At 39.6% G+C, this 25,218-nt stretch carries 26 protein-coding genes, 1 tRNA gene and 1 pseudogene; 9 read left to right on the forward strand and 19 right to left on the reverse strand.

The features are described 5' to 3' along the window. Nucleotides 1-21: 21 nt before the first annotated feature. The 7 genes from B1sIIB91_RS05400 to B1sIIB91_RS05430 form a co-directional block, all read right to left on the reverse strand. Entirely contained in the window at nucleotides 22-498 is a 477-nt protein-coding gene (locus tag B1sIIB91_RS05400; RefSeq protein ID WP_095688559.1) for a type III secretion system chaperone family protein, read from the reverse strand. Continuing rightward, on the reverse strand, nucleotides 491-1,774 hold the full coding sequence (mshA, locus tag B1sIIB91_RS05405; RefSeq protein WP_095688560.1) for a D-inositol-3-phosphate glycosyltransferase: 1,284 nt from the start codon (nucleotides 1,772-1,774) through the stop codon (nucleotides 491-493). The genes B1sIIB91_RS05400 and mshA overlap by 8 nt, the downstream gene beginning before the upstream one ends. 37 nt (nucleotides 1,775-1,811) lie before the next feature. After that, on the reverse strand, nucleotides 1,812-2,309 hold the full coding sequence (locus tag B1sIIB91_RS05410) for a heme-binding beta-barrel domain-containing protein (RefSeq protein WP_095688561.1): 498 nt from the start codon (nucleotides 2,307-2,309) through the stop codon (nucleotides 1,812-1,814). A 131-nt stretch (nucleotides 2,310-2,440) separates the two neighbouring features. Further along, nucleotides 2,441-3,352, reverse strand: coding sequence for a CAF17-like 4Fe-4S cluster assembly/insertion protein YgfZ (ygfZ, locus tag B1sIIB91_RS05415; RefSeq protein WP_095688562.1), 912 nt, complete (start codon nucleotides 3,350-3,352; stop codon nucleotides 2,441-2,443). Next, nucleotides 3,349-3,789: a Fur family transcriptional regulator gene (locus B1sIIB91_RS05420; RefSeq protein ID WP_095688563.1), complete on the reverse strand. Its 441-nt coding sequence runs from the start codon at nucleotides 3,787-3,789 to the stop codon at nucleotides 3,349-3,351. The genes ygfZ and B1sIIB91_RS05420 overlap by 4 nt, the downstream gene beginning before the upstream one ends. A gap of 39 nt (nucleotides 3,790-3,828) precedes the next feature. After that, nucleotides 3,829-4,275 carry a DUF4395 domain-containing protein gene (locus tag B1sIIB91_RS05425; protein ID WP_095688564.1) on the reverse strand — a complete coding sequence of 149 codons (447 nt, stop codon included), beginning with the start codon at nucleotides 4,273-4,275 and terminating at the stop codon, nucleotides 3,829-3,831. A 193-nt stretch (nucleotides 4,276-4,468) separates the two neighbouring features. Beyond that, nucleotides 4,469-4,870: a thioredoxin family protein gene (locus B1sIIB91_RS05430; protein WP_095688565.1), complete on the reverse strand. Its 402-nt coding sequence runs from the start codon at nucleotides 4,868-4,870 to the stop codon at nucleotides 4,469-4,471. A 21-nt stretch (nucleotides 4,871-4,891) separates the two neighbouring features. Between B1sIIB91_RS05430 and B1sIIB91_RS05435 the strand changes: the two genes are divergently transcribed. Together B1sIIB91_RS05435 and mshD are read left to right on the forward strand one after the other, a co-directional pair. Beyond that, nucleotides 4,892-5,596: a winged helix-turn-helix transcriptional regulator gene (locus B1sIIB91_RS05435; protein ID WP_095688566.1), complete on the forward strand. Its 705-nt coding sequence runs from the start codon at nucleotides 4,892-4,894 to the stop codon at nucleotides 5,594-5,596. Between the two features lie 7 nt (nucleotides 5,597-5,603). Then, entirely contained in the window at nucleotides 5,604-6,524 is a 921-nt protein-coding gene (gene mshD / locus B1sIIB91_RS05440; protein ID WP_095688567.1) for a mycothiol synthase, read from the forward strand. A 114-nt stretch (nucleotides 6,525-6,638) separates the two neighbouring features. On the opposite strand, the gene B1sIIB91_RS05445 is transcribed toward mshD, so the two are convergent. Genes B1sIIB91_RS05445 through B1sIIB91_RS05455 form a run of 3 tightly spaced genes read right to left on the reverse strand, consistent with a single transcriptional unit; the run spans nucleotide 6,639 to nucleotide 8,799 of the window. Next, on the reverse strand, nucleotides 6,639-7,406 hold the full coding sequence (locus B1sIIB91_RS05445; RefSeq protein WP_095688568.1) for an aldose epimerase family protein: 768 nt from the start codon (nucleotides 7,404-7,406) through the stop codon (nucleotides 6,639-6,641). 5 nt (nucleotides 7,407-7,411) lie between these two features. Further along, nucleotides 7,412-8,314 carry a carbohydrate kinase family protein gene (locus B1sIIB91_RS05450; protein ID WP_095688569.1) on the reverse strand — a complete coding sequence of 301 codons (903 nt, stop codon included), beginning with the start codon at nucleotides 8,312-8,314 and terminating at the stop codon, nucleotides 7,412-7,414. Beyond that, the gene (locus B1sIIB91_RS05455) at nucleotides 8,311-8,799 is read right to left on the reverse strand and encodes a heme-degrading domain-containing protein (protein ID WP_095688570.1); all 489 of its coding nucleotides are present in this window, start codon (nucleotides 8,797-8,799) and stop codon (nucleotides 8,311-8,313) included. The genes B1sIIB91_RS05450 and B1sIIB91_RS05455 overlap by 4 nt, the downstream gene beginning before the upstream one ends. Before the next feature lie 59 nt (nucleotides 8,800-8,858). On the opposite strand from B1sIIB91_RS05455, the gene B1sIIB91_RS05460 reads away from it, so the two are divergent. Genes B1sIIB91_RS05460 through B1sIIB91_RS05470 form a run of 3 tightly spaced genes read left to right on the forward strand, consistent with a single transcriptional unit; the run spans nucleotide 8,859 to nucleotide 11,504 of the window. Further along, the gene (locus tag B1sIIB91_RS05460; protein ID WP_095688571.1) at nucleotides 8,859-9,665 is read left to right on the forward strand and encodes an ABC transporter permease; all 807 of its coding nucleotides are present in this window, start codon (nucleotides 8,859-8,861) and stop codon (nucleotides 9,663-9,665) included. Then, nucleotides 9,665-10,396 (forward strand): ABC transporter ATP-binding protein, encoded by a 732-nt coding sequence (locus B1sIIB91_RS05465; protein WP_095688572.1) that lies wholly within the window; start codon nucleotides 9,665-9,667, stop codon nucleotides 10,394-10,396. The genes B1sIIB91_RS05460 and B1sIIB91_RS05465 overlap by 1 nt, the downstream gene beginning before the upstream one ends. 1 nt (nucleotide 10,397) lies before the next feature. Further along, a complete protein-coding gene (locus tag B1sIIB91_RS05470) occupies nucleotides 10,398-11,504 on the forward strand; it encodes a glycosyltransferase (protein ID WP_095688573.1) in 1,107 nt (368 codons plus the stop codon). A 1-nt stretch (nucleotide 11,505) separates the two neighbouring features. Here B1sIIB91_RS05470 and B1sIIB91_RS05475 read toward each other — a convergent pair whose 3' ends face one another. From B1sIIB91_RS05475 to B1sIIB91_RS05510, 8 genes are all read right to left on the reverse strand, one after another. Continuing rightward, the gene (locus tag B1sIIB91_RS05475) at nucleotides 11,506-12,687 is read right to left on the reverse strand and encodes a nucleotide sugar dehydrogenase (protein ID WP_095688574.1); all 1,182 of its coding nucleotides are present in this window, start codon (nucleotides 12,685-12,687) and stop codon (nucleotides 11,506-11,508) included. Between the two features lie 9 nt (nucleotides 12,688-12,696). Further along, entirely contained in the window at nucleotides 12,697-13,677 is a 981-nt protein-coding gene (gene galE, locus B1sIIB91_RS05480) for a UDP-glucose 4-epimerase GalE (protein ID WP_095688575.1), read from the reverse strand. Then, complete coding sequence (locus B1sIIB91_RS05485) at nucleotides 13,678-14,628, reverse strand: glycosyltransferase family 4 protein (RefSeq protein ID WP_095688576.1); 951 nt, start codon at nucleotides 14,626-14,628, stop codon at nucleotides 13,678-13,680. Then, nucleotides 14,618-15,586: a GDP-mannose 4,6-dehydratase gene (locus B1sIIB91_RS05490; RefSeq protein WP_095688577.1), complete on the reverse strand. Its 969-nt coding sequence runs from the start codon at nucleotides 15,584-15,586 to the stop codon at nucleotides 14,618-14,620. Before B1sIIB91_RS05490 ends, B1sIIB91_RS05485 begins: the two co-directional genes overlap by 11 nt. A gap of 110 nt (nucleotides 15,587-15,696) precedes the next feature. Further along, a complete protein-coding gene (locus B1sIIB91_RS05495; RefSeq protein WP_095688578.1) occupies nucleotides 15,697-17,469 on the reverse strand; it encodes a hypothetical protein in 1,773 nt (590 codons plus the stop codon). 121 nt (nucleotides 17,470-17,590) lie between these two features. Beyond that, nucleotides 17,591-18,547, reverse strand: a complete 957-nt coding sequence (locus B1sIIB91_RS05500) for an RNA polymerase sigma factor (RefSeq protein WP_095688579.1) — start codon at nucleotides 18,545-18,547, stop codon at nucleotides 17,591-17,593. 145 nt (nucleotides 18,548-18,692) lie between these two features. Then, nucleotides 18,693-18,765 (reverse strand) — tRNA-Lys (locus B1sIIB91_RS05505). Nucleotides 18,766-18,887: 122 nt separating this feature from the next. Then, complete coding sequence (locus tag B1sIIB91_RS05510) at nucleotides 18,888-20,267, reverse strand: glycosyltransferase family 2 protein (protein ID WP_223298596.1); 1,380 nt, start codon at nucleotides 20,265-20,267, stop codon at nucleotides 18,888-18,890. Between the two features lie 225 nt (nucleotides 20,268-20,492). On the opposite strand from B1sIIB91_RS05510, the pseudogene B1sIIB91_RS05515 reads away from it, so the two are divergent. Further along, a pseudogene (locus B1sIIB91_RS05515) lies at nucleotides 20,493-21,140 on the forward strand (VOC family protein). 39 nt (nucleotides 21,141-21,179) lie between these two features. Here B1sIIB91_RS05515 and B1sIIB91_RS05520 read toward each other — a convergent pair. Continuing rightward, nucleotides 21,180-21,923, reverse strand: a complete 744-nt coding sequence (locus B1sIIB91_RS05520) for a glycosyltransferase family 2 protein (RefSeq protein ID WP_320410416.1) — start codon at nucleotides 21,921-21,923, stop codon at nucleotides 21,180-21,182. 49 nt (nucleotides 21,924-21,972) lie between these two features. Here B1sIIB91_RS05520 and B1sIIB91_RS05525 point away from each other — a divergent pair, with 49 nt between their 5' ends. The 3 genes from B1sIIB91_RS05525 to rfbF all read left to right on the forward strand — a co-directional run bounded on the left by B1sIIB91_RS05525 (nucleotide 21,973) and on the right by rfbF (nucleotide 25,208). Further along, a complete protein-coding gene (locus tag B1sIIB91_RS05525; RefSeq protein WP_095688582.1) occupies nucleotides 21,973-22,878 on the forward strand; it encodes a GDP-mannose 4,6-dehydratase in 906 nt (301 codons plus the stop codon). Then, nucleotides 22,878-24,083, forward strand: a complete 1,206-nt coding sequence (locus B1sIIB91_RS05530) for a class I SAM-dependent methyltransferase (protein WP_095688583.1) — start codon at nucleotides 22,878-22,880, stop codon at nucleotides 24,081-24,083. Before B1sIIB91_RS05525 ends, B1sIIB91_RS05530 begins: the two co-directional genes overlap by 1 nt. Nucleotides 24,084-24,440: 357 nt before the next feature. Beyond that, the gene (gene rfbF, locus B1sIIB91_RS05535) at nucleotides 24,441-25,208 is read left to right on the forward strand and encodes a glucose-1-phosphate cytidylyltransferase (RefSeq protein WP_095688584.1); all 768 of its coding nucleotides are present in this window, start codon (nucleotides 24,441-24,443) and stop codon (nucleotides 25,206-25,208) included. Nucleotides 25,209-25,218 lie beyond the last annotated feature (10 nt).

Raw genomic sequence — 25,218 nt, forward strand, 5'->3', positions numbered from 1 at the left:
AACTACTGGTAGTAATCTGTTTTAAATAATATGCTCAAACGCTTTTAGATTAGCCAGTGATTCACCCCGTGAAACCCGCCAAGCCCACTCACGCCTTATGGCCGATGAAAAACCTAACTCAAGTAGTGGATTAAAGGATGAGTCAGCATATTGCAGCACGGCCCCTAGTATGCGATCTATCTCTTGTTCATTAACAGCTGGTAATGGCAGCCTGCCTACTAAATAGATATCACCTAACTCATTAATAGCAAATGCAATTGAATACATACTGGCGTTTTTATTAAGTAAATACTCATAAACCTTCTCTTTATTCTCATCAGGTTTTCTAATCACAAAGGCGTTAATACTTAGCGAGTGATCTCCAATAATTAGGGCGCAATGTGTTTGTTGTTTAGCTTCCCCAGGCAGCGTTATGAGATAAGTATTTTCATCCTTTTGCTCATAATTTAAATCATGGCTTGCAAGAAAATCATCAATTACCGCAGCTGGCTCAAGCATCGCCTGCCAACCGTAGTTTTGATCTAGTTTGTTTAGATAACGCCCAGTCATATACATCTAAGGTTTTTCTAGCGGTGTTCTCCCAACCAAAGTGGGAAGCATGTTCAACTGCGCCCATTGATAACAACAGCCTTCTGGCGGGCTCAGTAATTAATCTAGAGATAACGGCTGACCATGCCTTTGGATCATGTCCATCTACTAATGAACCTGAAATTCCATCAGAGACTGCAGTTCGAAGGCCGCCAATTGCAGTTGCAACAACTGGTGTGCCACAAGCTTGGGCTTCAAGTGCTACTAAGCCAAAAGATTCTGAGTAACTTGGTACACACACTAAGTCACTTGCTCTATACCAATCAGCTAAATGATCACGAAGGACAGGATTAATAAAGTGGGTAACATCTTGGATCTTTAAAAACTTTGCAAGTGTTTTAATTTTCTCAAGCTCATCACTACTTCCTGAGGCACCACCCATAATTACAACTGCAAGCTTTGCCCGAAGATGCGGTGAGTGAGAGATCATCTCTGCAGCTGCCCTAAGTAATACATCTGGGCCCTTATGAGGCTGAATACGGCCAACAAAGGTAATCATGATGGCATCGGGTGCAATATTTAATTTAACCCGAGCAGATGCTTTACCACTACCGGGCGCAAAAGTTTGTAAATCAACACCTGGGGCAACTACAAAAACATTATCTGGACAAGCATCATAGAGTGAAACTAAAGATGCTGCTTCAGCATCTGTGTTAGCAATTAAGCCAGTGGAAGCTTTAACAACTTGTTCTTCACCTATTGCTCTAGTTTGTGGCTCAGGTGTTTCACCCTGGGCAAGATTTAAGTTTTTAACCTTTGCGGTGGTGTGCATGGTGTGAATTAATGGAATACCAGTTCGCTCACTAACCATCCAGCCTAGTTGGCCTGAGATCCAGTAATGTGAATGAAGCAGTGAATAGTAATCATTTGGTAACTCTTTTTGATAATTCATAAATGAGCTAGTTAATGCGCCTAATTGGCTAGGCAGCTCCTCTTTCGATAATCCTTCAAATGGTCCTGCAACTAAATGCTTAACATTTACACCCTCTGCTATCTCAACAGACTCTGGCAGATTGGTGTGATTTGCTCTAGTAAAAATATCTACGCCAACACCAGATTGCGCCATCTTCTTAGCACTCTCAACTACATAAACATTCATTCCACCAGCATCTCCCACGCCTGCTTGATCAAGAGGTGAGCTGTGCACCATTAAGGTTGCAATGCGTGATTTTTTGCTGTGCTTCATGGCTTAATTCTAACTTACAAATTCTTTACTGAATTTTCTAGCCTGCCCGCTCAAGGGATGACCACATATAAGCCTGAAGATCATGGCCATCTTTGCCAACATCTAATGAGGTGAATAATTGACCCTCAACTAATCCATATAACCTAGAGCCAGAATCAATAGCTTTCTTACTTGGTGATTCATATGCCTTATCCATGGCGAGTTGAATCTTTGGCCCTCGTATTAATCCAAGCCAGCCTTCATTAGTGCCTGAGTTATGAGATAGGACAACTTCTAGAACTTCTTTATCACGCAGGCGCCAATAACCAACCTCACTGTCATATGGTTTAACAATCTCACTATTACTATCAATTACCCAAGTCCTTGAAAAGTAATTTAAATGATCTTGCCCATCTTGATTAAATGAAACCTCTTGAGCAAACTCAAAGCCTTCTATATTTGGATACTCACAGCGACCTTTTCCTCGCCAAGTGCCGATTAGCCAAGCAAGTGGCATTAACTCTGGGTGCAGATTTTCTGGAATAGAAAACACCATTAGTTTTTCCCTTCTTTAAGTTCTTTAATACTCTTCTTCATTCCACGCACGCCCTTAGTAATTAAATATATTGAAAAGATTAGGCTGATAAGTATTAGCAAACCGGTTGTGAAAAACTCCATTAGATAAGCCTAACTTGTCTTAAGTGATAACTCCGCCCAGTTAGCACTCACCCCATCTGCGATTAAAACGCAATCAGCTGGTGTGTTTCGCTTAATTACAGCTAACGCAATCGGGCCTAACTCATAGTGACGGGCAACGGTGCCAATAAAGCCAACCTCTTTTTCACCATCAAATAACTTAGCGCCATTTTCTGGCATAACCACCATAGAGCCATCTAAGTGAAGTAGCACAAGCTTTCTAGGTGGTTGTCCTAAATTAAACACCTTAGCCACAGTTTCTTGCCCACGGTAGCAGCCCTTATTCATATGCACTGCTTTATTTAAAAAACCTAATTCATTTGGAATAGATTTATGATCAACTTCAAATAACAACCTTGCTCGTCCTTGCGCCACTCTTAAAGCTTCAAGTGCCCAAATACCAACTTGGGTATGAGACTTGCTAAATGCTTCCTTTGTTTCAGTTAATTCACTCCTTGGCACAAGTGCGTATGGCCCACCTATTTCATCACTTTTACCTGGCGCCCTTAACACTGCGTAATTACTACTTTCATCTTTAACATCAACATCTAACATAAATTTCATCTTAGTTAAGTAATCAAGTAATGGCGTAATGCGAGCTGTTTCTGTGTGAATCCAGGTAGTTATGCCATCATCTACTAAAAACAACTGCTCGATAACATGCCCCTGTGGATCAAGTATTAACGCGTCAACCCATTTTGCAGGTGGCAGTTGCTCAAGATGTTGAGTAGTTAGTGAGTGCAACCAAGTAAGGCGATCTTTACCTGTAACAGATAAAACACCGCGATGAGAAAGGTCTGCCCACGCGTTCCCCGCTGCTAGCTCTTTTTGTTCTTTATTTGGCTCACCAAAATGCCAAATGGCACCCTTATCAGGACCTGACTCAACTAAGACCGCGCTCATTTTGTTTTACCATCCGTGCGCTTTTTTTGATCATTTTTTTCTGCGCACTTCGCGCATAATCCATAAATAGCAAAGTGTGTAACATCTGTTTTAAATCCGTAATCATCACTTAATGTGTTCACAAAGTTAGCAGCTGCCTCAATCGGGGCATCCCCTATCCCGCCGCAATCAGAGCAAACTAAATGCAGATGAGTTAGCTCCTCGGCTGCATGGTAGGTAGCGCCACCATGACCTAAGTGAGTGTGTAGGACTAAACCAACATTTTCTAGAGTTTCCAGGTTTCGATATACCGTTGAAAGATTAATACCAGGATGAGTACTGCGGACTTTCTCCGCAACTTCTTCCGGTGTTGCATGACCTAATGATCTAACCGCGCTTAATACCAACTCACGTTGTGGTGTTAAACGAAGACCTTTTTCATGCAGTTCATGTGCCATGGCTTAAGTCTAAACCACAGCAAATCACCTAGTTAACCTTTAACTACGCTTAAATGAGCGAACTAGGATTAAATACATCTGACATCCTAAGCAAAAACCAAAGGCAGCATTTAAAAAGGCAGCTCCTAGCGCAAAGCTAGTTGCAATTAAAAACACCGCGCTATTGCCGCTAACACCACCTAGTAACGCCACAAATGCAAAGAGTGCGCCAATGAATTGCGCAAATCTAGGAGCACGCTGATCCTCACTCGGCACAGGACCTTTAAGTCTTGGCTGGATTAGACCTCGATAAATAAAACCATAGATTGATTTGCGTAGTCCAAATAAAACAGTAGATAAAAAGACTGCAAATTGAAATCCAATTAGATAAACAGATTCTGATATTAAGGCAAGAGCCAGTACTACAGTTGTAATCCCTGCGCTATAGCGAGGCCCTCTGGCATCGATTAGGATAGCTTTTTTTGATACCTGATTAATAGTTGACACTTTTTTCTCCTTTAAAGTTGTTGGATTAAATAAATTAATTTTTATTACAATTAATTACTTAGCCAACACATACAACCCTTAGCACGGGCGTAATCAATCACGCGGCGCTTTGTGAAAAACACAGGTTGTATAGAGAACATGAGAATATTTTATATCATTTAAACAGATTGTTCTTGCGAGTAATTTGCAGGATCTATAAAGCGCTAATCACCTTTATTAATTGATCACGCTTAGGCGCCCCAGTTGCCCTAGCGATCTCAAAACCGGCTCTATCTAAAAATAAGGTAGTTGGAGTTGATCTAATCCCAACTCTTCTAACTAGCTCTAAATTAGATTCAGCATCTACTTCTACATATGAAATATCATCCTGATTTTTTATTACCTCAGAGATTAAAGATTTAGCAGCCCGGCACTGAGTGCAGAAGGTGGTGGAGAAAATCAAGATAGTGGCCCTACTTCCATAGCTGCCAGCAAACTCTGCCTGGCTAATATGTAATCTACGTTTTTTGCGAATTACCCCATTTTTAGAGCGGTAGTAAATGCCAAATACGCTAGTTAGTACCAAAATTAAACCAAGTAGTGGCAGCGTCCTCATGAGTGTATTCTTACCACTCTTATGGCAAAGATTCTAATGCTGACTAACTCAACTGGTGCATCCGCTGATGTGTTGCCAGCTCTGGGTTTACTACAACATGATGTTCGAATCCTGCCTGCTGAAGCATCTGTTTTAGTAGATGCTCCAATTACAGATTGCATAATCATTGATGCTCGTCGTGATCTACCAACAGCAAAATCTTTTACAAAGTTAATTACTACTACCGGTGTCTCAACACCGTTAATTATTGTTACTACCGAGGGCGGCCTATCAGCTATTAATGCTGATTGGGGTATTACGGATGTAATCCTTGATACCGCAGGACCTGCTGAGGTAGATGCTCGAATAAGAATTGTTATTGGCAAAGATGCAATTGATCAGCTTGCTAAGAATCCTTCTCTTAAAGAGATTAGATCAGGTGATGTAGTAATTGATGAGGATTCTTACACAGCCAAAATTAAAGGGCGAACTTTAGATCTAACCTTTAAAGAGTTTGAACTACTTAAATACCTAGCCCAACACCCAGGCAGAGTCTTCTCAAGGTCACAACTTTTGCAAGAGATCTGGGGATATGACTACTTCGGTGGCACTAGAACAGTTGATGTTCATATTAGGCGCCTGCGCTCAAAGTTAGGACCAGAGTTTGAATCAGTAATTGATACTGTTAGAAATGTTGGTTACAGATTTAGCACAAGTAATAACCCTGTAACAGCAGATATAAATTAATAATACTTTGCAACACTTAGATCACTTATCTGACACCCAGCAATCACTCGTTCTTGATTTAATAAACCGCACCACAAATCATGATGGTACGCCCCCAATTGCAGAGCACATCCTGCTTCACCTTCGCTATGGCGGAGATAAGGCAGATTCTCATTTACTAGTTGAAAAAGATAATCAAGTAATTGGCTATGCCCACCTTGATCAAACAGATTTAGTAGCTGGTCCTTGTGTTGAATTAGTAGTTGATCCGGATCATAGAGGCGCAGGCGTTGGAAGAGCGCTACTAAGTGAAGCAATAAAAATCTGTGGCAAATCATTAAGACTTTGGGTTCATGGTGAGGCAGAGGTGGCCCATAACCTTGCAGCCTCATTTAACTTTGAAAAAATAAGAACAGTGCTTCAAATGAGTAAGTCACTAACAGATATCCAGCGGCTACCAATCATTGATAAAGAAATTATCATTAGAAGCTTTTTACCTGGGATAGATAGTGATGATTGGCTTGAATTAAACAATAAAGTATTTAAAGATCACCCAGAGCAAGGTGGTTGGCAGTTATCTGATCTAAATCACAGGTTAAGTGAGGAATGGTTTGATGAGAAGGGCTTTTTTATTGTTGAAAAAAATAAGCAAGTAATTGCCTCAACTTGGACCAAAGTTCATGGTGAGCACTCACATGATCATGACGGTGAAGCATCACATGCCCACCCAGCAATTGGTGAGATCTATATAACCGCAGTAGATCCTGCATACGCCGGCCTTGGTATTGGTAAGGCGTTAACTATTACCGCACTTAATTACTTAAAGTATCAAGGGCTAACGGATGCGATGTTATATGTTGATTTTGATAACAAAGCAGCATTAAACCTCTATGACTCGTTAGGGTTTGAGTTATCTAGTAAAGATGTTTTATATCGATTAAAAGCATAAGTTTCCATAGGTAGTATAAAAATAAGGGACCCGCAAGGGTCCCTTATTCATGAGCAAATTTCTACGAAGGATTGGTTGAGTAAATTATAGCAAAATAATTTCTATCTGAAAATACTATAAATCCTCAGAAAATCTAAATAACGCCTCTATGTAGTTATCACCAGTTACTCCCAATAGTTGAGCATTTGGTGGAGCTGTTTGTGGCGCAAGACAAATACCATCCTCACTTTCAGTATAAACATTCCAGTAGGGTGCATCTGATTCAACAGTTAATCTAGCTGCACCTGGCCAAATAATCTCTGGTGTTCCAATAATCTCAACAAAGGTGTCATCCCATGGACCAGGTGGTTGTGGTAAATACTCACCGGTTAATACATAATCTTGATCACGCACCATCATCTTATTTGCTTTAAAATCTAACTCAGCGCTATCACCCTTACCAATATCTCTTGCAATTAATGGATGAAAACCTAATGAAAATGGTAGATCACATCCATTTGCTTCATACTCAAGTGACCAACGTAGGGCGTCATCTAATATCTCAAAGTGTTGTATTACTAACGCACCGTTATAAGGAGTAGGAAACTCAAGTAATTGTTTACCAGCACCTAAATCCTGCCAAGATGAGAAAAAGCCAAAGCCATGAATAGCATGTGGTGGCATAAAAGTTGTTGGCAGTTGATGGCTCACACCCTTACTATCTTTAACTAAACCATCTTTTATGCGCCCAGCCCATGGCGCCATCGCATACCAACCCCAACGCAAAACATCACCATTAAAAGGTACTGCAAACTGCATATCCCGCCATTGAAGTGAGGCAAGGCGGCCGCCTTGATCTAGATCAATTCCAATTGATATCTGATCTCCATCAATATTAAGCATCTTATTTAAATCTCATCCCTGCCGGGAGGCAGGGCGCCAGATCTTGAAACAGTAATAGCAGCAGCCCTGGCTGCTCTATCAAGCATTAAAGAAAGACGTTCCCCAGTTAACTTATCTAAACCATCTTCAATGATTGCCTCAACCAAAATTGCTCCCACAGTGTCACCAGCTCCCACCGTATCTGCAACAACAACCTTTTTTGCATCAACACTTATCTTTGAATTTTCTCGATACCCTGCTAATCCTTTATCACCGAAGGTAACAACTACTAACTCAGGGCCCATTTCTAACCATCTCTTTGTTACTTTATCTAGGTCTTGCCCTGGATATAGCCAGTAAATATCATCATCACTTACTTTAACTGCACTAGAAATTGATACCCACCGCTCAACCTGCTTCACATACTCATTTCTATCACTCATTACCGCAGGTCTTATATTTGGATCAAAGACAATTGGCGCAACTAGTGCAACCTTCTTTGCCCATTCAAATAAAACAGATGCTGCAGGCTCTATCGCTGTTACTAGCGTGCCAATATGAAGCAGTAATGGCTTTTTATCAGCAGCATCAGGCAGCCAAGAGTGTGAGAAATCAAAGGTTGCAGTGTCATCTATTACAAACTCATATGTGGCCCCACCCTTTGAATTTAAAGAAACAATTGCAAGGCAGGTTGGCTTATCTGAGAACTTAACAAAATCTAGTAAAACGCTATCTTTTTCTAACTCATGAAGTGCCATCTGACCATACTTATCAGTTGATATGCCATCAATGAATTGTGTTGAGATCCCAAGCTTTGATAATGCCTTTGCAGTGTTCGCTGGCCCACCACCAACAACAGCTTTGCGCTCAGTGCCATCTGGAATTAAATCAATTACTACCTCACCACATACCCAAACTTGATTACTCACAGTAGTTCACCCTTACGTGCTAGAAACTCAGTTAATACTTCAACACCGAGTAGATGATCTTGCACATGTGGCAGGCCACTAATTAGTAGAACACCAGAAAGTCCATCATCCTTAGTTATTAATGGTAGACCGCCGCCATGAATAGCATGGGTTTCATCCAATAAATTATTCTCCTTATGCCAATCAACTCCACGCTCCTGCGCACTAACTCTTTCATACATTGTTGAGTGATGCTTAAGCATTACAACTCTGGCTTTTCGATCTATCCACCATTGATTCTCTGCTGTAGACCCAGGAAGGGATGCGTGATAAATGATCCAATCTCCAAGTCTCACCTCAACTGCAATTGGCAGATCTCGCTGGATACCAAATGATTTTGCAATCTCACCTATCTCCACAGCATCTGCCATATCTAACGCAGGCAGCGTAAGTAAGAGCTCCTCTTGTAATAGCCCAGATGAAGTAAATCCACCAGTAGTACTCATAGCCCTACTCTAGGTTAGATGAGTTTAAATGTTAAAAAAGGGTTTAGAATTACTCACAAATGAGGGCTAAAAAAGTATCACTTTATTCACTTACCGGCTTTAGTAAAAACAATCTCCAATTACTAAGACTTCTAATCCAACAGGAGTTAACTCTTCGTTATAAGCGAAGTGTGATTGGTATTGGCTGGACCCTACTTAATCCAATGCTAACAAGCTTTGTATTATGGATAGTTTTTTCATTTTTATTTGTTGGTAAATTAGAGGTAGGTCAGCAATTTGCCCCCTACCTTATGGCTGGTATTTTGCTAAATACCTTCTTTAGCCAGGGCTTACTTCAAGCTGCTAACTCCATAGCTGCAAATGGTGGGGTATTAACTAAGGTGTCTGTGCCTCCAAAGATATTTGCCTTTGCTGCAGCCCTTGCTGCATTTATTAACTTTCTAATTGGCTTAATTCCACTTGCAGTAGTTGTGTATATCTCAGGCCAAACCCTCTCACTTACCTTTCCTCTGGTTTTAGTCATTGGCCTATTTATGGCCTTCTTCACCGCCGGTATTGGACTCACACTTTCAGTAATTTTTATCAGATTCGAAGATGCTAAAAATATTGTAAATGTGCTGCTTCTAATCCTGATCTACCTCACCCCAATCTTTTATCCAATTGGAATATTAAATGAGTCAATGCAGCAGATCGTCACCCTAAATCCATTAACAAGTTTCCTAGATGCCTTTAGATGGGCATTCTCCGATAATGCCACCGCCACCTGGCGTGATTTTCTCTATCTCGCTTTAATAAGTATTACTACCTTCGCACTAGGTAATCTGTTTTTTAAAAAGCGCTGGTCTAAGACGATTGCGATGTTGTAATGAATGTGATTGAGGCTAAAAATATCAGCTTTGCTTACCGAGTATTAAATAAACAACACTCATCCCTAAAAACCTTATTTAGAGATTTTCTCCACGGCAAGGTATCTATTGAGGATTATGTAGCAATTAAAAATATTACCTTTGAGATAAAAAAGGGTGAGACAGTTGCAATAATTGGCAAAAATGGTGCCGGTAAATCCACCCTACTTAAAATATTAGCTAGGGTGATAAACCCAACTACAGGTAGTATTTTAATTACAGGTCAAGTAGCACCAATGATTGAGTTAGGTGCTGGCTTTAACTCTGAATTAACTGGTAAAGAAAATATTCTTTTTTACTCAGCCCTATTAGATCGGGATATAGATAAGGTCAAGCCAAGGATAAATGAGATCATTAATTGGGCAGGGGTTGCTGATCACTTAGATTATCAACTGCGTACCTACTCAACTGGCATGGTTGCCCGGCTTGCTTTTTCAGTAGCCACTGATGAAATCCCAGATATCTTACTAATTGATGAGGTATTAAGTGTTGGTGATGGTGAATTTGCTATCAAATCAAGGAAGCGTTTACTTGAAATTATCACCTCTGGCTGCACAGTAATCATGGTCTCCCATGATCTAGCAACTGTTGCAGAGCTCGCACAAAAGGTTATCTGGATTGAAAAAGGCCAGATTGAAATGGTAGGACAACCAGCTGAGGTGATAGCGGCGTATCAAGTCAGTGGTGCTTAATATGATGGTATTACATATTATTGCCAGATTAAATCTTGGTGGCACAGCCAAATACCTAATCATATTAAATGATGGTTTAAATAAATCTGGGATTAAATCACTGATTGCAACTGGAAATGTTCAGACAGGTGAGATTGAAGATCCCGGCTTAAAAAAACTCAAGCTAATTAGGATTAGAAATCTTGGCAGAAAAATATCGCTAACAAGTGATCTGAGGGCAGCAAAAGAAGTACGAGAAGTAATCTCTAAAATTAAGCCAGACATAGTTCACACCCATACCTTTAAAGCAGGGCTTTTGGTAAGAGCGCAAAGAAATAGGATTGAAGAGGGTTTAGGCAAAAAACTAAAGGTTGTTCACACCTTTCATGGCCACCTATTTGATAATCCAGAGTTTAAAGGATTTAAAGCACTTCTCATCAAGTCAATTGAAAAAAGCTTATCTAAAAAAAGTGATCAATTAATAACTGTTGGTGAGAATGTTAAGAGAGATTTAGTGAGTAGGGGAATTAAAGGGAAAAAGAGAACTATTTCTATACCACCTGCAGTAATACCGCTTAAGTTGTTAAGTAAGGAAAGTGCGTTAAAAAAGCTAAAAGTTCGAGACAAAAAAAGATTTAGAGTGCTCTGGCTAGCTAGAGTTACTGGAGTTAAAGACCCACACAAAGTAATTGCCATTGCACAATCCCTCCCAGAGATTGATTTCTATATAGCAGGTGGTGGGGATTTATTACAAGAAATAAAAGCAAATGCACCAAAAAATCTAAAAGTACTTGGTTGGCAAGATGCAAAAAATGTACTACCTATTGCTGATATCTTTCTATCAACTAGTAAGAATGAGGGTATACCGATTGCCATGATTGAGGCACAATTAGCTGGAATTCCTACTGTGGCAACTAATGTTGGATCAGTCTCTGAAGTAGTTATTAATAACAAGACTGGTATTTTATGTGATGGAAGTGAGAAACAATTAATTGAGGGTATTAAAAAGCTTGCTTTAGATAAAAAACTAAGAAGTACTTTTTCAAAAAATGCAAAATTTATGGCTTTAAAAAACTTTTCTACCTCTAAATTTATCAAAGCCCACAGAGATGTCTATCTAAAGGCTTAAATTACAATCTATAGTAGCCTTCTATACTGCCGGTGCAATCAAAAATTATTGGAGCTGATTTTTTAAGGCTATCTATATCTAAATTACTATGCCTAATTGCAACTACAGACAGATCATAGGCATTTACAGTAAGTGATGAACTTTCAATGCTTTCATAGACTTTCACTACCTCATCATGAAAAGCTACCTTTGCACCCTGCTTTTCTAATTCTTTCCATAAGACTAAAGATGGACTTTGCCTAAGATCTGATACATCTGCTTTATAGGAAAGTCCTATAATACAAATCTTCTTACCTTTTAAATCATTATCTAGTAAAGATTTAATTCTCTCTAAAATATAAAGGGGCATCTGTGCATTAACTTTATTTGCCTGATCAATAAAGGCAGCAGTTGCACCAACACTCTTTGCCTTCTGTGCTAGATAGATCGGATCAATTGGAATGCAGTGTCCGCCAACACCTAGGCCTGGATTAAATGGCATAAAACCAAATGGTTTAGTTGATGCTGCAGCTATTACCTCATTTGCTGAAATATTTAACTTCTGACTTATCTGAGCTAATTCATTTACTAATGCGATATTCACCTGACGGAAGGTATTTTCAAATAACTTTGCAGCCTCTGCCACCTCAGGTGATAAAACTACTTCAACTTGATCACAGATAGATCTATAAAATACAAGGGCAGCATTTGTTGATGCTTCATCTACTCCTGCAATAACTCTAGGAGTATTTTTAATACTCCATTTGGTATTCGCTGGATCAATTCGCTCTGGGGCTGCTGCATATAAAAAGTTAGCTTTATTTGATTTACTAATTTGAGTTATAACAATCTCACGCAGAGTTCCTGGATAAGAGGTTGACTCATTAATAACTAGAGCGCCATTAGGTGCAGATTCTGCAATTAACTTACTAGCCGCATTTAGATAAGAAATATCAGGTAAATTATTCTCGTCTAGTGGGGTAGGAACGGCAATAATATAAATCTCTTGATCTTTAACATCTGCTTCTTTATTTGTAGGTAAGTAATTTGAATTGTTTAAGAACTCATCCTTAGTAATCTGATTATTTATATCTTCAATTACCTTTAGATTTGTATCAAAGCCAACTACTTTATGGCCAGCATTAATTGCTGCTTTTGCTAAAGCAAGGCCAACATAACCTTGGCCAATAATTGCAATCTTCACTTAGGTAGGCTATCTGAGTTGTTGGCTACCCTGCCAACTATCAGCAATAATTTCTACTAGGCCTGACTTTGGTTGCCAACCTAATATCTCTTTGGCCTTACTGATATCAGCCAACAAAGCCGTAGGATCTCCTGATCTAGCAGGGTAGATATTTCTATTTAATTTAACCCCAACAGATTTATCAATCTGATCTATCACTTCAAAGACTGAATAACCCTTACCTGATCCTAAATTAATGATTTGGTGCTCACTCTTTGTTAACTTATTCAAGGCTAATAGGTGGGCGTGTGCTAAATCTTTAACATGTAAATAATCTCTAATACAGCTGCCATCTGGTGTTTGCCACTTATCACCATAAACATCAACAGTAACCTCTTTATCACCCTTATTAAGTTTATTTAGAATCTTTGGAATTAATTGGCTTTCATTCTCATGGTTTCTAAAAAACAATTTACCTAAACTATTTTTAGAACTGCCAGCAATATTAAAGTATCTAAAAGTAATTGCTGCCAAACCATCTGCAACTTTTTTACCTATCTCTTCTTCACACTTTATTTTACTTTGTCCGTATGGATTTAGCGCAGATAACGCTGCATTTTCAGGAATAGGTTGAGTTTTAGCCTCACCATAAACTGCTGCGGTAGATGAAAAAATGATCTTATTTATCCCCGCCTGCGTCATTACATCAAGTAATACCTTTGTTCCCTGATAATTTACCTGTTCATATAACTCAGGCTTTTGCACTGACTCTTCAACAATTGATTTTGCAGCGCAGTGAATCACGGCATCAACACCAGCTAAAGCTGTTGTAAGAAAAGATTTATCTAAAATACTTCCTTGATAAAAGGTTGCCCTTTCATCAAGTGCTCCCTTATTACCTGTTGATAGGTCATCAATTACGACAACTTCATACTCATTATCTAATAAGTAGGAAGAGATTACTGAGCCAATAAAACCAGCACCACCAGTAATTAATATCTTATGATTCAACTAAATCACCTCAGCTAAAATTATGGCAACACCTGCAAAAAGTACTGCAAAGGTTGTAAGTATGAATAAAACCACTCTTTGACTAAGCCCGCGATTTAGTAAAAGGTGTGAGATATGGTCTCGCCCACCTTGAAATGGTGATTTGCCCTTTATAATTCTTGAAACTACAACCTGTGTTGTGTCAATTACTGGAATTGCTAGAATCAAAATAAGCACTAAAGCTCTAATTGGTGCAGAGTCATTATCTAAATCAATTCTTATCGAAATTGCAGCAAGTAAGAAACCAAGGTAGAGCGCCCCGGCGTCCCCCAAATAGATGGATGCTGGTCTTTTATTCCAAAATAGAAACCCAAGACAGGATGCAAATATTGCTAAAGATAAGGCTGCTACTAGGTATTGATTATTTAGGTAAGCCAAAACAAACATTCCAAGGGATGCAACAATTGAGATGCTAGTAGCTAGCCCATCCATATTATCTATAAAGTTAAGTGCATTAATTATCGCAACTACCCAAAATATTGTGGCTAATGAATTAAGTAATTGATTACCAAATATCTCAACGCCAGCTCCACTTAAGTAGAGCATAAATGAGGTAATTAACCCCACTGCGCTCTGAGATAGGAATCTAGGCCAGGGTGGTAGTTGGTAAACATCATCTATTAATCCAATAAATGCAATTGCTAGTGCTGGCAGTATTAGGCCTAAATACAATTGCTGTTTTAGATCTATTGAGAGTGAGGTAAAAAGTATTAAAAATGAACCAAGAGTAATTGGGGTAATTATTGCAAGGCCGCCTAGGTAGGCAACAGGGTTTGCCTGAAGCTTTCTACCACCTGGGTAATCTAATATTTTTAATTTTCTTGCAATACTTCTAAATACTGGAGTAATTACAAAAGCAGTTACAAAAACTACTATAAGTAGGATTGAGTACTGAATTAAATTAAATTTCATTAGCCTTTATATACTCTGCGACCTCTAAAATAATCTCATCTAAGCTCTTCTTTGGTTTCCAACCAATAGCTTTATATATCTTTGATATATCAGGGACCCTTCTGGCTGGCTCTTCAAAATCATCACCAAAAACATCGCTATGTTTCTTAAAAACTATCTGCGACTTAGAGTCAGTTAATTCAATAACTTTAGCTGCTAAATCTTTTATAGAGATCTCATTAGTTGATCCGATGTTATATGCCTGGCCGATGCTCTCTGAAGTACCCATTAAATCATCCAAAGCCACTACTACATCAGAGACCGCACAAAATGATCTACTTTGACTACCATCACCATAAACTAATAACGGTTGATTACTAATTGCAGCTTTTATGAATCTGGGTAGAACCATTCCATATGTGCCACTTTGCCCAGGGCCAACAGTATTAAATAATCTAGCAATTGTTACCTTGAAAGCCTCTTTCTTATTTAATTCAAATGCATAAAACTCATCAATTGCTTTCGCTTCTGAGTAGCTCCACCTTGCCACCTTTGGCGAACCCAATACTCGATCAGATTCTTCATTTAGAGGCATAATAGGATTTCTTCCATAAACCTCTGAACTGGAGGCTAATAAGCTCCTCACATTAAATTTTGATGCGGCATTTAATACTATTTCAGTTCCTTTAATATTTACTTCAAGAGATTTAAGAGGATCGTTGTTTATGCGCTCAACACCAAGGGATGCAGCTAAGTGATAACACTTAGTTACAGATTGCATAAGATCTTCGACTAGATTTTGATCTAAGATTGATCCATTAATTAACTCTACTAAATCACCCTTTAAAGCTCTATTTAAATTCAGCTCTTCAGATCCACTAAAATCATCTAAAACTAATACCTGCTCACTTTTTGATGTTAAGTACTCAATAAGGTCAGAGCCAATAAAACCGGCCCCACCGGTTATCAAGGTTTTCACAAAATAATTCTATTTGCTGCCTTGTTTAAATCCTACTCTTAGGCTTTTTATAGCCGAAAGGGCGGCCCCCTCAATTAGAGGGAACCGCCCTTTACAGGTTTAGAAGTTATTTATCTTTTTAGGATCAACTTCTGTAGTGCTTGGATCTGCTTGTTAATTGATGCGATTAACGCAACGATCGACTTCAGAACATCAGCATTTGTAACACCACCAGTTGAAGCGATTGAGTAAGGAATTGTAACTGACTTGTTGTATTGAGCGCTTGTTGAAGCAACAGCGATCTTTACAGCACCGTTATAATCACCTTCAGCACCAACATTTACTGTGTATGTGTATGTCCATACGCCAGTGCGTGATACTGTCTCTGTATCTGTAGTTGCAGGAGTTGTTACGGCTGTCATTCCTGGCATAGCTACTGAGTAGCCTGCTCCTGGAGTTGTTCCGTATGCAGTTGCGTTTCCACCAGAACCCTTAGCAGTGATTGTAAGAGTTGCTACGTCACCTTGCTTGTAACTTGCTTTATCAAGTGAAGCTGCGTATGTATAAACTGCAGCATCATCACAAGTAAGTGTTTCAGTGTTTGATGTGAGCTTCGCACCAGCAGCTGTGTATGCATAGACACTTATGGCCTTTGTGCCGTAGTCATAGCAGGTAAATGTTGCATAACCCTTGCCAGATACGTATGGGTTTGAACCCGCACCGTATGACTGACCAAAGTATGAAGCACCATCTGCTGTAACTTCTGCGAATCCACCAAGTGTGACTCCGCCAGCACCTGATGTAAGTGTGATGCTTGAGATATTTGATCCAAGAACGTCAGCATCTGAAGTACCAAGAGCTGATGTCAGGCGGTTGCCTGCAGCATCTTTAGCTTCGTATGTGAAGCGACCAGTACTGCCAGGTGCGCCGATACGGGATGCAGCGATTGTAATCGATGCTAGATCTCCAGCGAACTTAATCGCCTTTGTTGAAAGAAGGACACCGTTAACAGAGACTGTACAAGTAACTGTCGCAGCAACACCTGAAACAGGTTGCTGTACACGAATTGCACCACCAGTATTTGTTTCACCTGTGAAGCTTGATGTACTGTAGAAGTTGAACACGGTGCTATTAACGCGTGCTGCGTTATCGCATGAGATAACTAGCAAGTTTGTAGATCCACCGATTGCAATCTTGTATGCATCGTTTGCTTCGATTGCAATGTATGCAGATGCGTCATTTGCAAACAAAGTACGAACATCAAGTGATGTGTCCATGTTTGTTGCTGATTGGTCTGTAGTTGCAAGGAATGCAGTAGAAGTAGTAGCTGTATTTGTTTGACGTGCAATCCAGTTAGCTGCTGTATCGATGTATGAAGAGCTATCTGACACCTGTACATATGAGTTTGCTACAGATGCACCAGATGTACATGATGCCACACCTGTGATGTAGTAAGTCTCAAGTAGTGTTGTTGCAGCTGTTGATGTATACCAAGCAACTTGAATAGCACCGGCACCTGAAACGCTGAGTACTGGTACAACTGAACTGTCGCCGTCAGTAAGTGTCAAGGTAGTTTGTGTGGAATCAAACACCATGCCTGCTGTAGCAGCAGTTGCAGACCAGTTAGCTGGACCAGAAATTACAGCATAGCCTGTATCTGCATCTCCACCAGAAAGTGTGAACTGATAAGTACCACCAACACCGATTGTTGCTGGTGTTGCTACTGCGGTTGGAGTACCAGCTGCGCAGAGACGAGTTGTGTTCACACCTGCTGCTGCAGTTGTGTTTACGATTTCAGAAGCAGCGAGTGCATCAGCATTTGCTGCTGTTGCAGACAAAAGACCAAAGCCCATCGCTGATACTGCAACAAGCGCGATGCGCTTGCGTAGTGTCTTTGTAGACATTTTTTTCCTTTCGTTAGTCAGACTCAGGAATTTCCTGAATCTGGCTCGAAGATCTTTCGATCTTCTAATTCCGTCCTCCCCTGGCACACACGTGTAATGCCAATGAAGTGCGGAAATCTATTTATTCAGTGGGGGCTGGCCCACCATCTGTTTGCTCTAGTACTTGCAGCATTAGAGTCACAGTCTCAAGTTGTGCTACGGAAAGTTGCATGTGATCTGCGTACTCAGTAGCGGTAATACTCTTGGTATTAACTACTGGCTTTACAGCAGGAGCCTCTGGAGTTACAGGAGCTGCAACTACTGGTAGATCTTGGTTATTTGAAAGCTGGGATGAAGAGGTAGTAATAGAGGTATTAGGTTCATTACCAGTTAAGGAGTTAAGACCCAGGAATGCGGTTAGAACTAGAATAAAGGTGAGCGCGATCTTTGATGATTTACCGGCAAGCTCAGCTGCTTTCTTATAAGTGGTGGATAAAAGATCCAAAGCGGTTAGGCCGCGGGCCTCATCAATAACAAGCTCAGATAGAACCTTACGAAGTGAAGCTCTAGCACGAGAGACTGTGTGGCGAACTGCAGACTCTTTAATACCAAGCTCTTTAGCAATCTCAGCAGTTGAACGTCCTTCAACCTCCCACATAACTAGAGCAGCACGCTCTGCTGGGGAAAGTAAGGAAAGTGCTTGACGAATAATTGCAGCATCCTCCGCTGCAGATATTGCTAGTGAGTGGTCCCCTGATACCTGCCAGGTTGATTCAACCTCAGCTGAGGCATCATCTAGGGCAACAAGATTTGGCCTACGGTTTTCAGCACGGAATAGATCAATACATAGGTTTTCAATTGTGCGGTGAAGATAAGAAAGAGCATGATCATTACTTGATAATTCAGGAGCAGCTAGCATGAACTTAACTAGTGCTTCTTGGGTGATCTCTTCAGCCTTTGCCTTATCCTTAACAATCCGATTGGCATGGGCAATAAGCTCAGATCGGTTTTGTGTGTAGAAGGATGAAAATTGGGCAACGCTCCAGGAAGCAGGAGTTGAAGACTCAACTGCCTTGGATTTCTTGGCCTTAAATGCCATTTTGTTTTGCCCCTTGTTAACCGGTTTTGTCTTACAGAGTCAGCCGTCGCTGCCTCTATTCACCTCTACGCCTTAGGTGGGTGTTTGTAGTGAAGATAGGACAAATCGGACACTGTCCTTGATTAGTACCTTAACTATACCAAAGTGGGCCCTGTCGGGATCGAACCGACGACCCACAGATTAAAAGTCTGTTGCTCTACCGACTGAGCTAAAGGCCCCAGGTGTAAGACTATAAAAAACCTATTTTTAGGCCTAAGTCATAGGCTGCACCGAGTGAGCATCATATCGGAGTTTAGATGTGAGTATTGTGACCTCAACACTGCTCTGTAACTAAAAAATCTTACCTAAATGAAATTAATTTTGACTTCAGTAACCTGTAAGGTCTAAAAATTTTCCAGATAGTAGATTTTTGAATATGATCCCGCTCCACTAGTGCATGATCCCGCTCGGCCACTGCATGATCCCGCTCGGCCACTGCATGATCCCGCTCGGCCACTGCATGATCCCGCTCGGCCACTGCATGATCCCGCTCCACTAGTGCATGATCCCGCTCGGCCACTGCATGATCCCGCTCCACTAGTGCATGATCCCGCTCTACTAGTGCATGATCCCGCTCTACTAGTGCATGATCCCGCTCTACTAGTGCATGATCCCGCTCCACTAGTGCATGATCCCGCTCGGCCATAGCAATATCGCGCTGAACAATCAAAATGTCGTACTCGGGATTAAATTTAAAAATAAATTTGTAAAAATTTACTAAACTTGAAATGTCAATGTTCTTTAACGGATAGACCTCAGAGAAGGTATTGCTTAAAATTAATTCATTTAAAACTTTTACCGTTGGTCCGATTGTATTTCGAAATGCAAAGTCAACTCTTGCAAAAGGTTTCCCAGAATCTAAATTTTTTTCTAATATTTTTGTTGAGTGGAATTCCCAAAAATTATCCAACCCACTCTCACGATTTAACTCGAACAACATTTTCTCTTGCCAACCAACTACTTCGGGATATTCAGATAACATTAAATTTTCCCCATGTTCAACACGCAATAAAAGTCGTAATTTTGTCAAAAATGGCACGTGCGCTATCTGAAAAAATTTACTGTCGATAGATATCTCTATATCTTCACGGTATCCCTCCAAATAATGTGCTCCAGAAGCAAGAACATAAGGTGCACTTGCACGAAAAATTATTTTAGAAGGGAAAGTAAGATCAAAAAAATTAGCTTCATTATTTTTTATTTTCTCTTTCAAAATACTGATATTTGGATATGAAATTGATTGTGGCTCAGAAACATAAATGATATCCAAGAATTCTTCGTAGTGCTTAAGCTCAAAATTGTAATTAGAAATCCAATTTCTTATTTCATATCGCACAGATTGGATTTCAGATGGAACCCCTTCTAGGAAATCACAAATACTAAAATCTTCACTCTGAACCATAAATTCATCTGCATCAAAGGCATAGATCCAATCATAGTTCCGATTCTGCATAAGAAATCTAATGGCATGCACGGCAATTGCTTGATGAAATTTAAATTCTTCCTGATAAAAGATATGTATTCTGTTAGGCCAAAGTTTTTGAAGCAGAATTACTTCTTCTCTAAAATCTTGATTGCTATCGTGTACAAGTATACAAACCTCGGTGCAGCCATTCATCAATGCATGACTAACGGATATTGAAATCAAAGTACTCTCATTGCGGGCTAGAACGATCCCCAATATTTTTTGAATTTCGTCTCCCTTCGCTATCCATCATCGAGACCACGTTTTGCCATCATTACCGTTGATAGATAAGTAAATCAGAGGTGCCTGGAAGTATTCAACCGGACCTCTAGCCACTTTAAATGGGGAAGCTAGGTCAGTCAAACTATAAATTCAATATTAATGAGTTTAAATCGTCAATTTTGGTAAAAAGCACCCCTTTTCATAGGGTTAGATTTACCCATGCACTTAGACCATGTCTCATACGTAACTTCCCATGATCAACTAGCCGACACCGTTCAACGTCTTGGCGCGCGGCTTGGCAGCACATTTGTTGATGGCGGAATCCACCCACGTTTTGGCACACGTAACTTCACACTTCCATTACAAAATGGTCACTACCTATAAGTTGTCTGCCCACTTGATCATCCTTCTTCTGATTCAACTCCTTTTGGTAAAGCTGTCTCACAGCGTGCTGCAGAAGGTGGCGGATGGCTTACTTGGGTTGTTGCTGTTGATGATGTTTCAAAGATTGAAACGCGTTTAGGTCGTGCAGCAGTTGATGGTCACCGCACAAAGCCAGATGGAAAAGATTTAGCGTGGAAGCAAATAGGTGTTCTTGGAACTCTAGAAGATAAGCAACTCCCTTTCTTTATTGAATGGCTATCACTTGATCATCCATCAACAGATGGAAAGGCAATTGCAAAGATTGTTAAGGTTGAAATTTCTGGCGATGAATCACATATTGAAGAATGGCTTAGTTCAGAACTACGCGCAGCTATCGGCTCAGATCTTGAAGTGGAGTGGGTTGCTGAGTCTGCAAATGATGGAGATTCGGTAATTGTTGCGGTTCATTTGATGACACAAAGTGGTGTTGTAAGATTAGATTAATTCTTTGAGAGAAATTTGATAGATTTTTGAAGATTAAACCTAATTCATTCTAGATAAGTTTATTTTCAATTTTATGAGCCCAATCAGGTGGGTTATTCCAATCCAAATCATTTTTCGATTTAAATAAACCTTCGTCGTTCCTGCAGTTCTCTGGAAGTGATTAACAGGAAACTCTAACACTTTTATCTTTCTTGAATCTCGCCAAGCTTGAAATTCCCACCAAAACCCAAAATCTAAATTTGGTTTCTGATTCGCAAATTCTGCTATATCTGACTTGTAAGCAATCACCGATCCGGCAGAGGGATCAATTAAAGCTGGAAATCCTAGAGAACGATAGACGCCTTTAAAAAAACGAGAAAGGATTAACCTTAATTTGGAATCTTGCCTAGGTGCGCGGTAACCTACGATAACCAAATTTTCCTCTAACAGAGGCAAAAGTTTTATCAAATCTTCACAGTGGCTTTGTCCATCTCCATCTAGAAATATCAAAATTTCATTTCGTGCTTCATTAATTGCCCTACAAAGTGCCAATGAATACCCAAGCCTAGGACCGGGATTTGAGAGACGAATCCGCGAATCCCTTTCAATCATCTTGTTTACTACATTTCGTGTTTCATCAGAACTTCCATCCTCAGAAACGTAGATCTCAAATGCAATCACAGGATCAATTGCTCCAATTATTTCATTTAATGTTGACTCAATAACCATCTCTTCGTTATGCGCGGCTATTAATACACTTAAGGATTGCACTGCCCACCCTCTTCGACTTGCAAGACAAAACACCTGTTAATGAATAGTAGCAATTTTGTTAAGGGCAATCTATCATTCAAGAATGCTTAAGGCCCTCATCACCGGCGGTAATGGCTTTGTAGGCCGTCATTTACAGAGTTATTTGCGCAATACCGTAGGTGAAAAAGGTGAGTATACAATTTCAATTTTTGATCTTTCAATGGGTGATGATGTTAGAAATTTTGAAAGCATCAGAACTCGAATAGATCAATTTCAACCTGATTATATTTTTCATCTTGCAGCACAAGCCTATGTTCCCGAATCAACAATGAATCCTCGTCGGGGTTTTGAAACAAATCTTACCGGAACTCTGAACCTCTTGGAAGCAGTACGTCAGACTGGAATGCATTCTAGAATTTTAGTTAGTGGTACATCCGAAGAATATGGATACGATCGAGATGATTCAGAATTAACAGAAGAATCTGTTGCTAAACCAACCACTCCTTACGGAGTATCGAAATTAGCAGCGACAACACTTTGCTCAACCTATAGTCGAATTTATGGAATTAACATTGTAGTAACACGAGCATGGAATCATATTGGCCCTGGTGCAAGTCCAAGTTATGCCGTTTCTGCATTTGCAAAAAGAGTTGCTGAAGCCGAAAAATTTGGAACAATCATCAATCATGGAAATCTAGATGCTGTTCGAAACTATACGGATGTTCGAGACATAGTGCGGGCTTACAGGTTGGCTATAGATCTTGAAAGTGGTATTTATAATTTAGCGAGTCAAAATACGGTTTCAACTCGAGAAGTACTTTCACAACTAACCAATATGGCAGTTACACAAGTACAAACCAATGAGAACCCGCACTTGTTTAGACAAATGTCTAATAAATTTCCGAGACCGAACTATTCAAAATTTTCAAAATTAACCGGCTGGGAACCGAAATTTCAAATGAAAGAAACACTTCTAGACACGCTTGATTTCTGGCGGGACGCAGTCTAATGATAAATAAATGTAGAGCTTGTTCATCAACTGTATTAACAGAAATTGTAAATTTAGGTAATCAATATCTTTCAGATTTCAGAACCGACACAAGCAAACCAGAGAAATTTCCTTTAATTGTTTTACTTTGTTCAAATTGCAGCCTTGCTCAACTGTCTGAAACTGTTGCGCGCGAAAATATGTATCATGATGGTTATGGCTATCGATCCGGAGTAAATGAACAAATTCGCGCAAATTTAAAGATGCTTGTAGAGCAAGCTCTAAGTTTTGTAGCCACTCCAAAACGTTGGCTTGACATAGCCTGTAATGATGGCACCTTACTTAGTTTTGTACCAAAAACCACTTACAGGGTTGGAGTAGACCCGGTTAAAAAATTTAAAACTGAGTCCGTGCGCCATGCTGATTTAGTCATCGATGATTATTTTCCAAACGCTGAAATCTTAAGTCAAGATAAATTCGAAGTTATAACGTCAATCTCTATGTTTTATGATCTGGATGACCCTAATTCATTTGTTGATTCAATAAAAAAACTACTCGCAGAAAACGGAGTGTGGATTGTCCAGCAAAATTACTTAATGTCAATGTTGGAGAATAATTCATTCGATAATATATGTCATGAACACATTGAGTATTATTCATGCACAGCAATGCAAAAACTATTAGATGCTCATGATTTAGAAATTAACAAAGTGATGACGGACTCAATAAATGGTGGAAGCATTATCACAATTATTTCCCACAAGAATTTCAGAGACGTAGACTCATCTTTATTGAAGGTTATTCAAAAAGAAAGCGAATTTGGGGTGAAAGAGCCTAAGTCCTATGATGAGTTTAACTCTGCTATAGAAACTGTAACCGCTAAACTAGTCTCAACATTGCACAACTTAAAGTCCAGAGGAAAAAAAATAGCAATTTATGGTGCTTCAACAAGAGGTGCGGTGATATGGCAAAATGCAAACTTAGGTCCCGACATTATTGAGTATGCAATTGAGAGACAAAAAGAGAAGTTTGGAAAATATTTTTCAGCGATCGGGGTCAGAATTATCTCCGAAGAAGAAATGAGAATTACACCCCCGGATTATTTGCTGATTGGACCATGGTTTCTTAAGGAAAGTTTTATGCACCGCGAATCAGAGTATTTAATGAATGGTGGCAAAATGATATTTCCTTTGCCAAATGTAGAAGTTATTGAACACTTGAAATAAAAAAATGTAAACTTCACGAATTCCAAGCAGTGTGGAATTCGGAAAATTGCAAATGAATTGTTGTTTATGAGTATTAGGAGCTAGTTCCTAATTCATTTACTCTAATTCTATTACTAGAATTAGAGAATTGTGTAACTTACATTTTTTGTAAATTGCTTTAGCATGAAGTTCACGGGTTTAAGTGTAGTTTCTCTATTCTCCCCAAGTAGCACTAAGATTATCTCCTGCCACATTTTCAATTCTATTTCAAAGCTAAGCCGTAGCCCAAACTAGCCTGTATTAAGCGTTTTTGCAGCGTTTATTGTTCAAATTGTATAATTTCAAATAAATCCACAAAGCATTGAGTACAATTTACCTATGCAAACTGTCATTTTTGCCGGTGGCTTGGGAACAAGACTGCGGGAAGAAACTGAATACAAACCTAAACCGATGATTCGCATCGGAGGTTATCCAATAATTTGGCACATTATGAAGAGGTATGCGAAGTTTGGCCACAAAGACTTTATTGCGTGCTTAGGTTACAGGGGAGATGCTATCCGAGAGTATTTTTTGAATTTTCATGAAATGAGTAATGATTGCACAATTACTCTAGGCAAGGATTCGAAAATTGATGTCCACGAAAGTACTGGTGATCTTAACTGGAATATTACCTTGGCGGAAACTGGCGAGAACACCTTAACTGGCGGTCGTCTTCTTAAAGTCAAGAAATACATTTCAGGGAAAACTTTTATGTGCACTTATGGAGATGGATTGGCAGATGTGGACATTACGAAGTTATTGGATTTTCATAAATCACATGGCAAAATAGCAACCTTAACGGCAGTTAAACCAATGTCTCGCTTTGGGGTTCTAGAAACGAATGACAATGGAACTATCTCTAGTTTTAAAGAGAAACCGCAAGTGGAAGATTGGGTGAATTCGGGTTTCTTTGTTTTCAATATGGATGTTTTCAACATCTTAAGTGAAAATTGTGCCTTAGAAACTGAACCATTAAATAAATTAGTTGAATTAGGTGAACTCATGGCATTTAAGCACCATGGTTTTTTTCAGGCTATGGATACTTATCGTGAAATGCAATTACTCAATGGTTTATGGGACTCAGGAAACATCCCATGGGAAAAATAACTTCTAACTT

Source organism: Candidatus Nanopelagicus abundans (assembly GCF_002288305.1).
GTDB lineage: Bacteria > Actinomycetota > Actinomycetes > Nanopelagicales > Nanopelagicaceae > Nanopelagicus > Nanopelagicus abundans.

Excerpts from the sequence above, each read along its gene's own strand:
- B1sIIB91_RS05420 (WP_095688563.1), bottom strand. The coding sequence starts at position 3,789 with ATGGCACATGAACTGCATGAAAAAGGTCTTCGTTTAACACCACAACGT.
- B1sIIB91_RS05465 (WP_095688572.1), top strand. The coding sequence starts at position 9,665 with ATGAATGTGATTGAGGCTAAAAATATCAGCTTTGCTTACCGAGTATTA.
- B1sIIB91_RS05460 (WP_095688571.1), top strand. The coding sequence starts at position 8,859 with ATGAGGGCTAAAAAAGTATCACTTTATTCACTTACCGGCTTTAGTAAA.
- B1sIIB91_RS05410 (WP_095688561.1), bottom strand. The coding sequence starts at position 2,309 with ATGGTGTTTTCTATTCCAGAAAATCTGCACCCAGAGTTAATGCCACTT.
- B1sIIB91_RS05495 (WP_095688578.1), bottom strand. The coding sequence starts at position 17,469 with ATGTCTACAAAGACACTACGCAAGCGCATCGCGCTTGTTGCAGTATCA.
- rfbF (WP_095688584.1), top strand. The coding sequence starts at position 24,441 with ATGCAAACTGTCATTTTTGCCGGTGGCTTGGGAACAAGACTGCGGGAA.
- ygfZ (WP_095688562.1), bottom strand. The coding sequence starts at position 3,352 with ATGAGCGCGGTCTTAGTTGAGTCAGGTCCTGATAAGGGTGCCATTTGG.
- B1sIIB91_RS05455 (WP_095688570.1), bottom strand. The coding sequence starts at position 8,799 with ATGAGTACTACTGGTGGATTTACTTCATCTGGGCTATTACAAGAGGAG.
- B1sIIB91_RS05530 (WP_095688583.1), top strand. The coding sequence starts at position 22,878 with ATGATAAATAAATGTAGAGCTTGTTCATCAACTGTATTAACAGAAATT.
- B1sIIB91_RS05445 (WP_095688568.1), bottom strand. The coding sequence starts at position 7,406 with ATGCTTAATATTGATGGAGATCAGATATCAATTGGAATTGATCTAGAT.
- B1sIIB91_RS05500 (WP_095688579.1), bottom strand. The coding sequence starts at position 18,547 with ATGGCATTTAAGGCCAAGAAATCCAAGGCAGTTGAGTCTTCAACTCCT.
- B1sIIB91_RS05430 (WP_095688565.1), bottom strand. The coding sequence starts at position 4,870 with ATGAGGACGCTGCCACTACTTGGTTTAATTTTGGTACTAACTAGCGTA.
- B1sIIB91_RS05470 (WP_095688573.1), top strand. The coding sequence starts at position 10,398 with ATGATGGTATTACATATTATTGCCAGATTAAATCTTGGTGGCACAGCC.
- B1sIIB91_RS05435 (WP_095688566.1), top strand. The coding sequence starts at position 4,892 with ATGGCAAAGATTCTAATGCTGACTAACTCAACTGGTGCATCCGCTGAT.
- mshA (WP_095688560.1), bottom strand. The coding sequence starts at position 1,774 with ATGAAGCACAGCAAAAAATCACGCATTGCAACCTTAATGGTGCACAGC.
- B1sIIB91_RS05485 (WP_095688576.1), bottom strand. The coding sequence starts at position 14,628 with ATGAAATTTAATTTAATTCAGTACTCAATCCTACTTATAGTAGTTTTT.
- B1sIIB91_RS05525 (WP_095688582.1), top strand. The coding sequence starts at position 21,973 with ATGCTTAAGGCCCTCATCACCGGCGGTAATGGCTTTGTAGGCCGTCAT.
- B1sIIB91_RS05400 (WP_095688559.1), bottom strand. The coding sequence starts at position 498 with ATGCTTGAGCCAGCTGCGGTAATTGATGATTTTCTTGCAAGCCATGAT.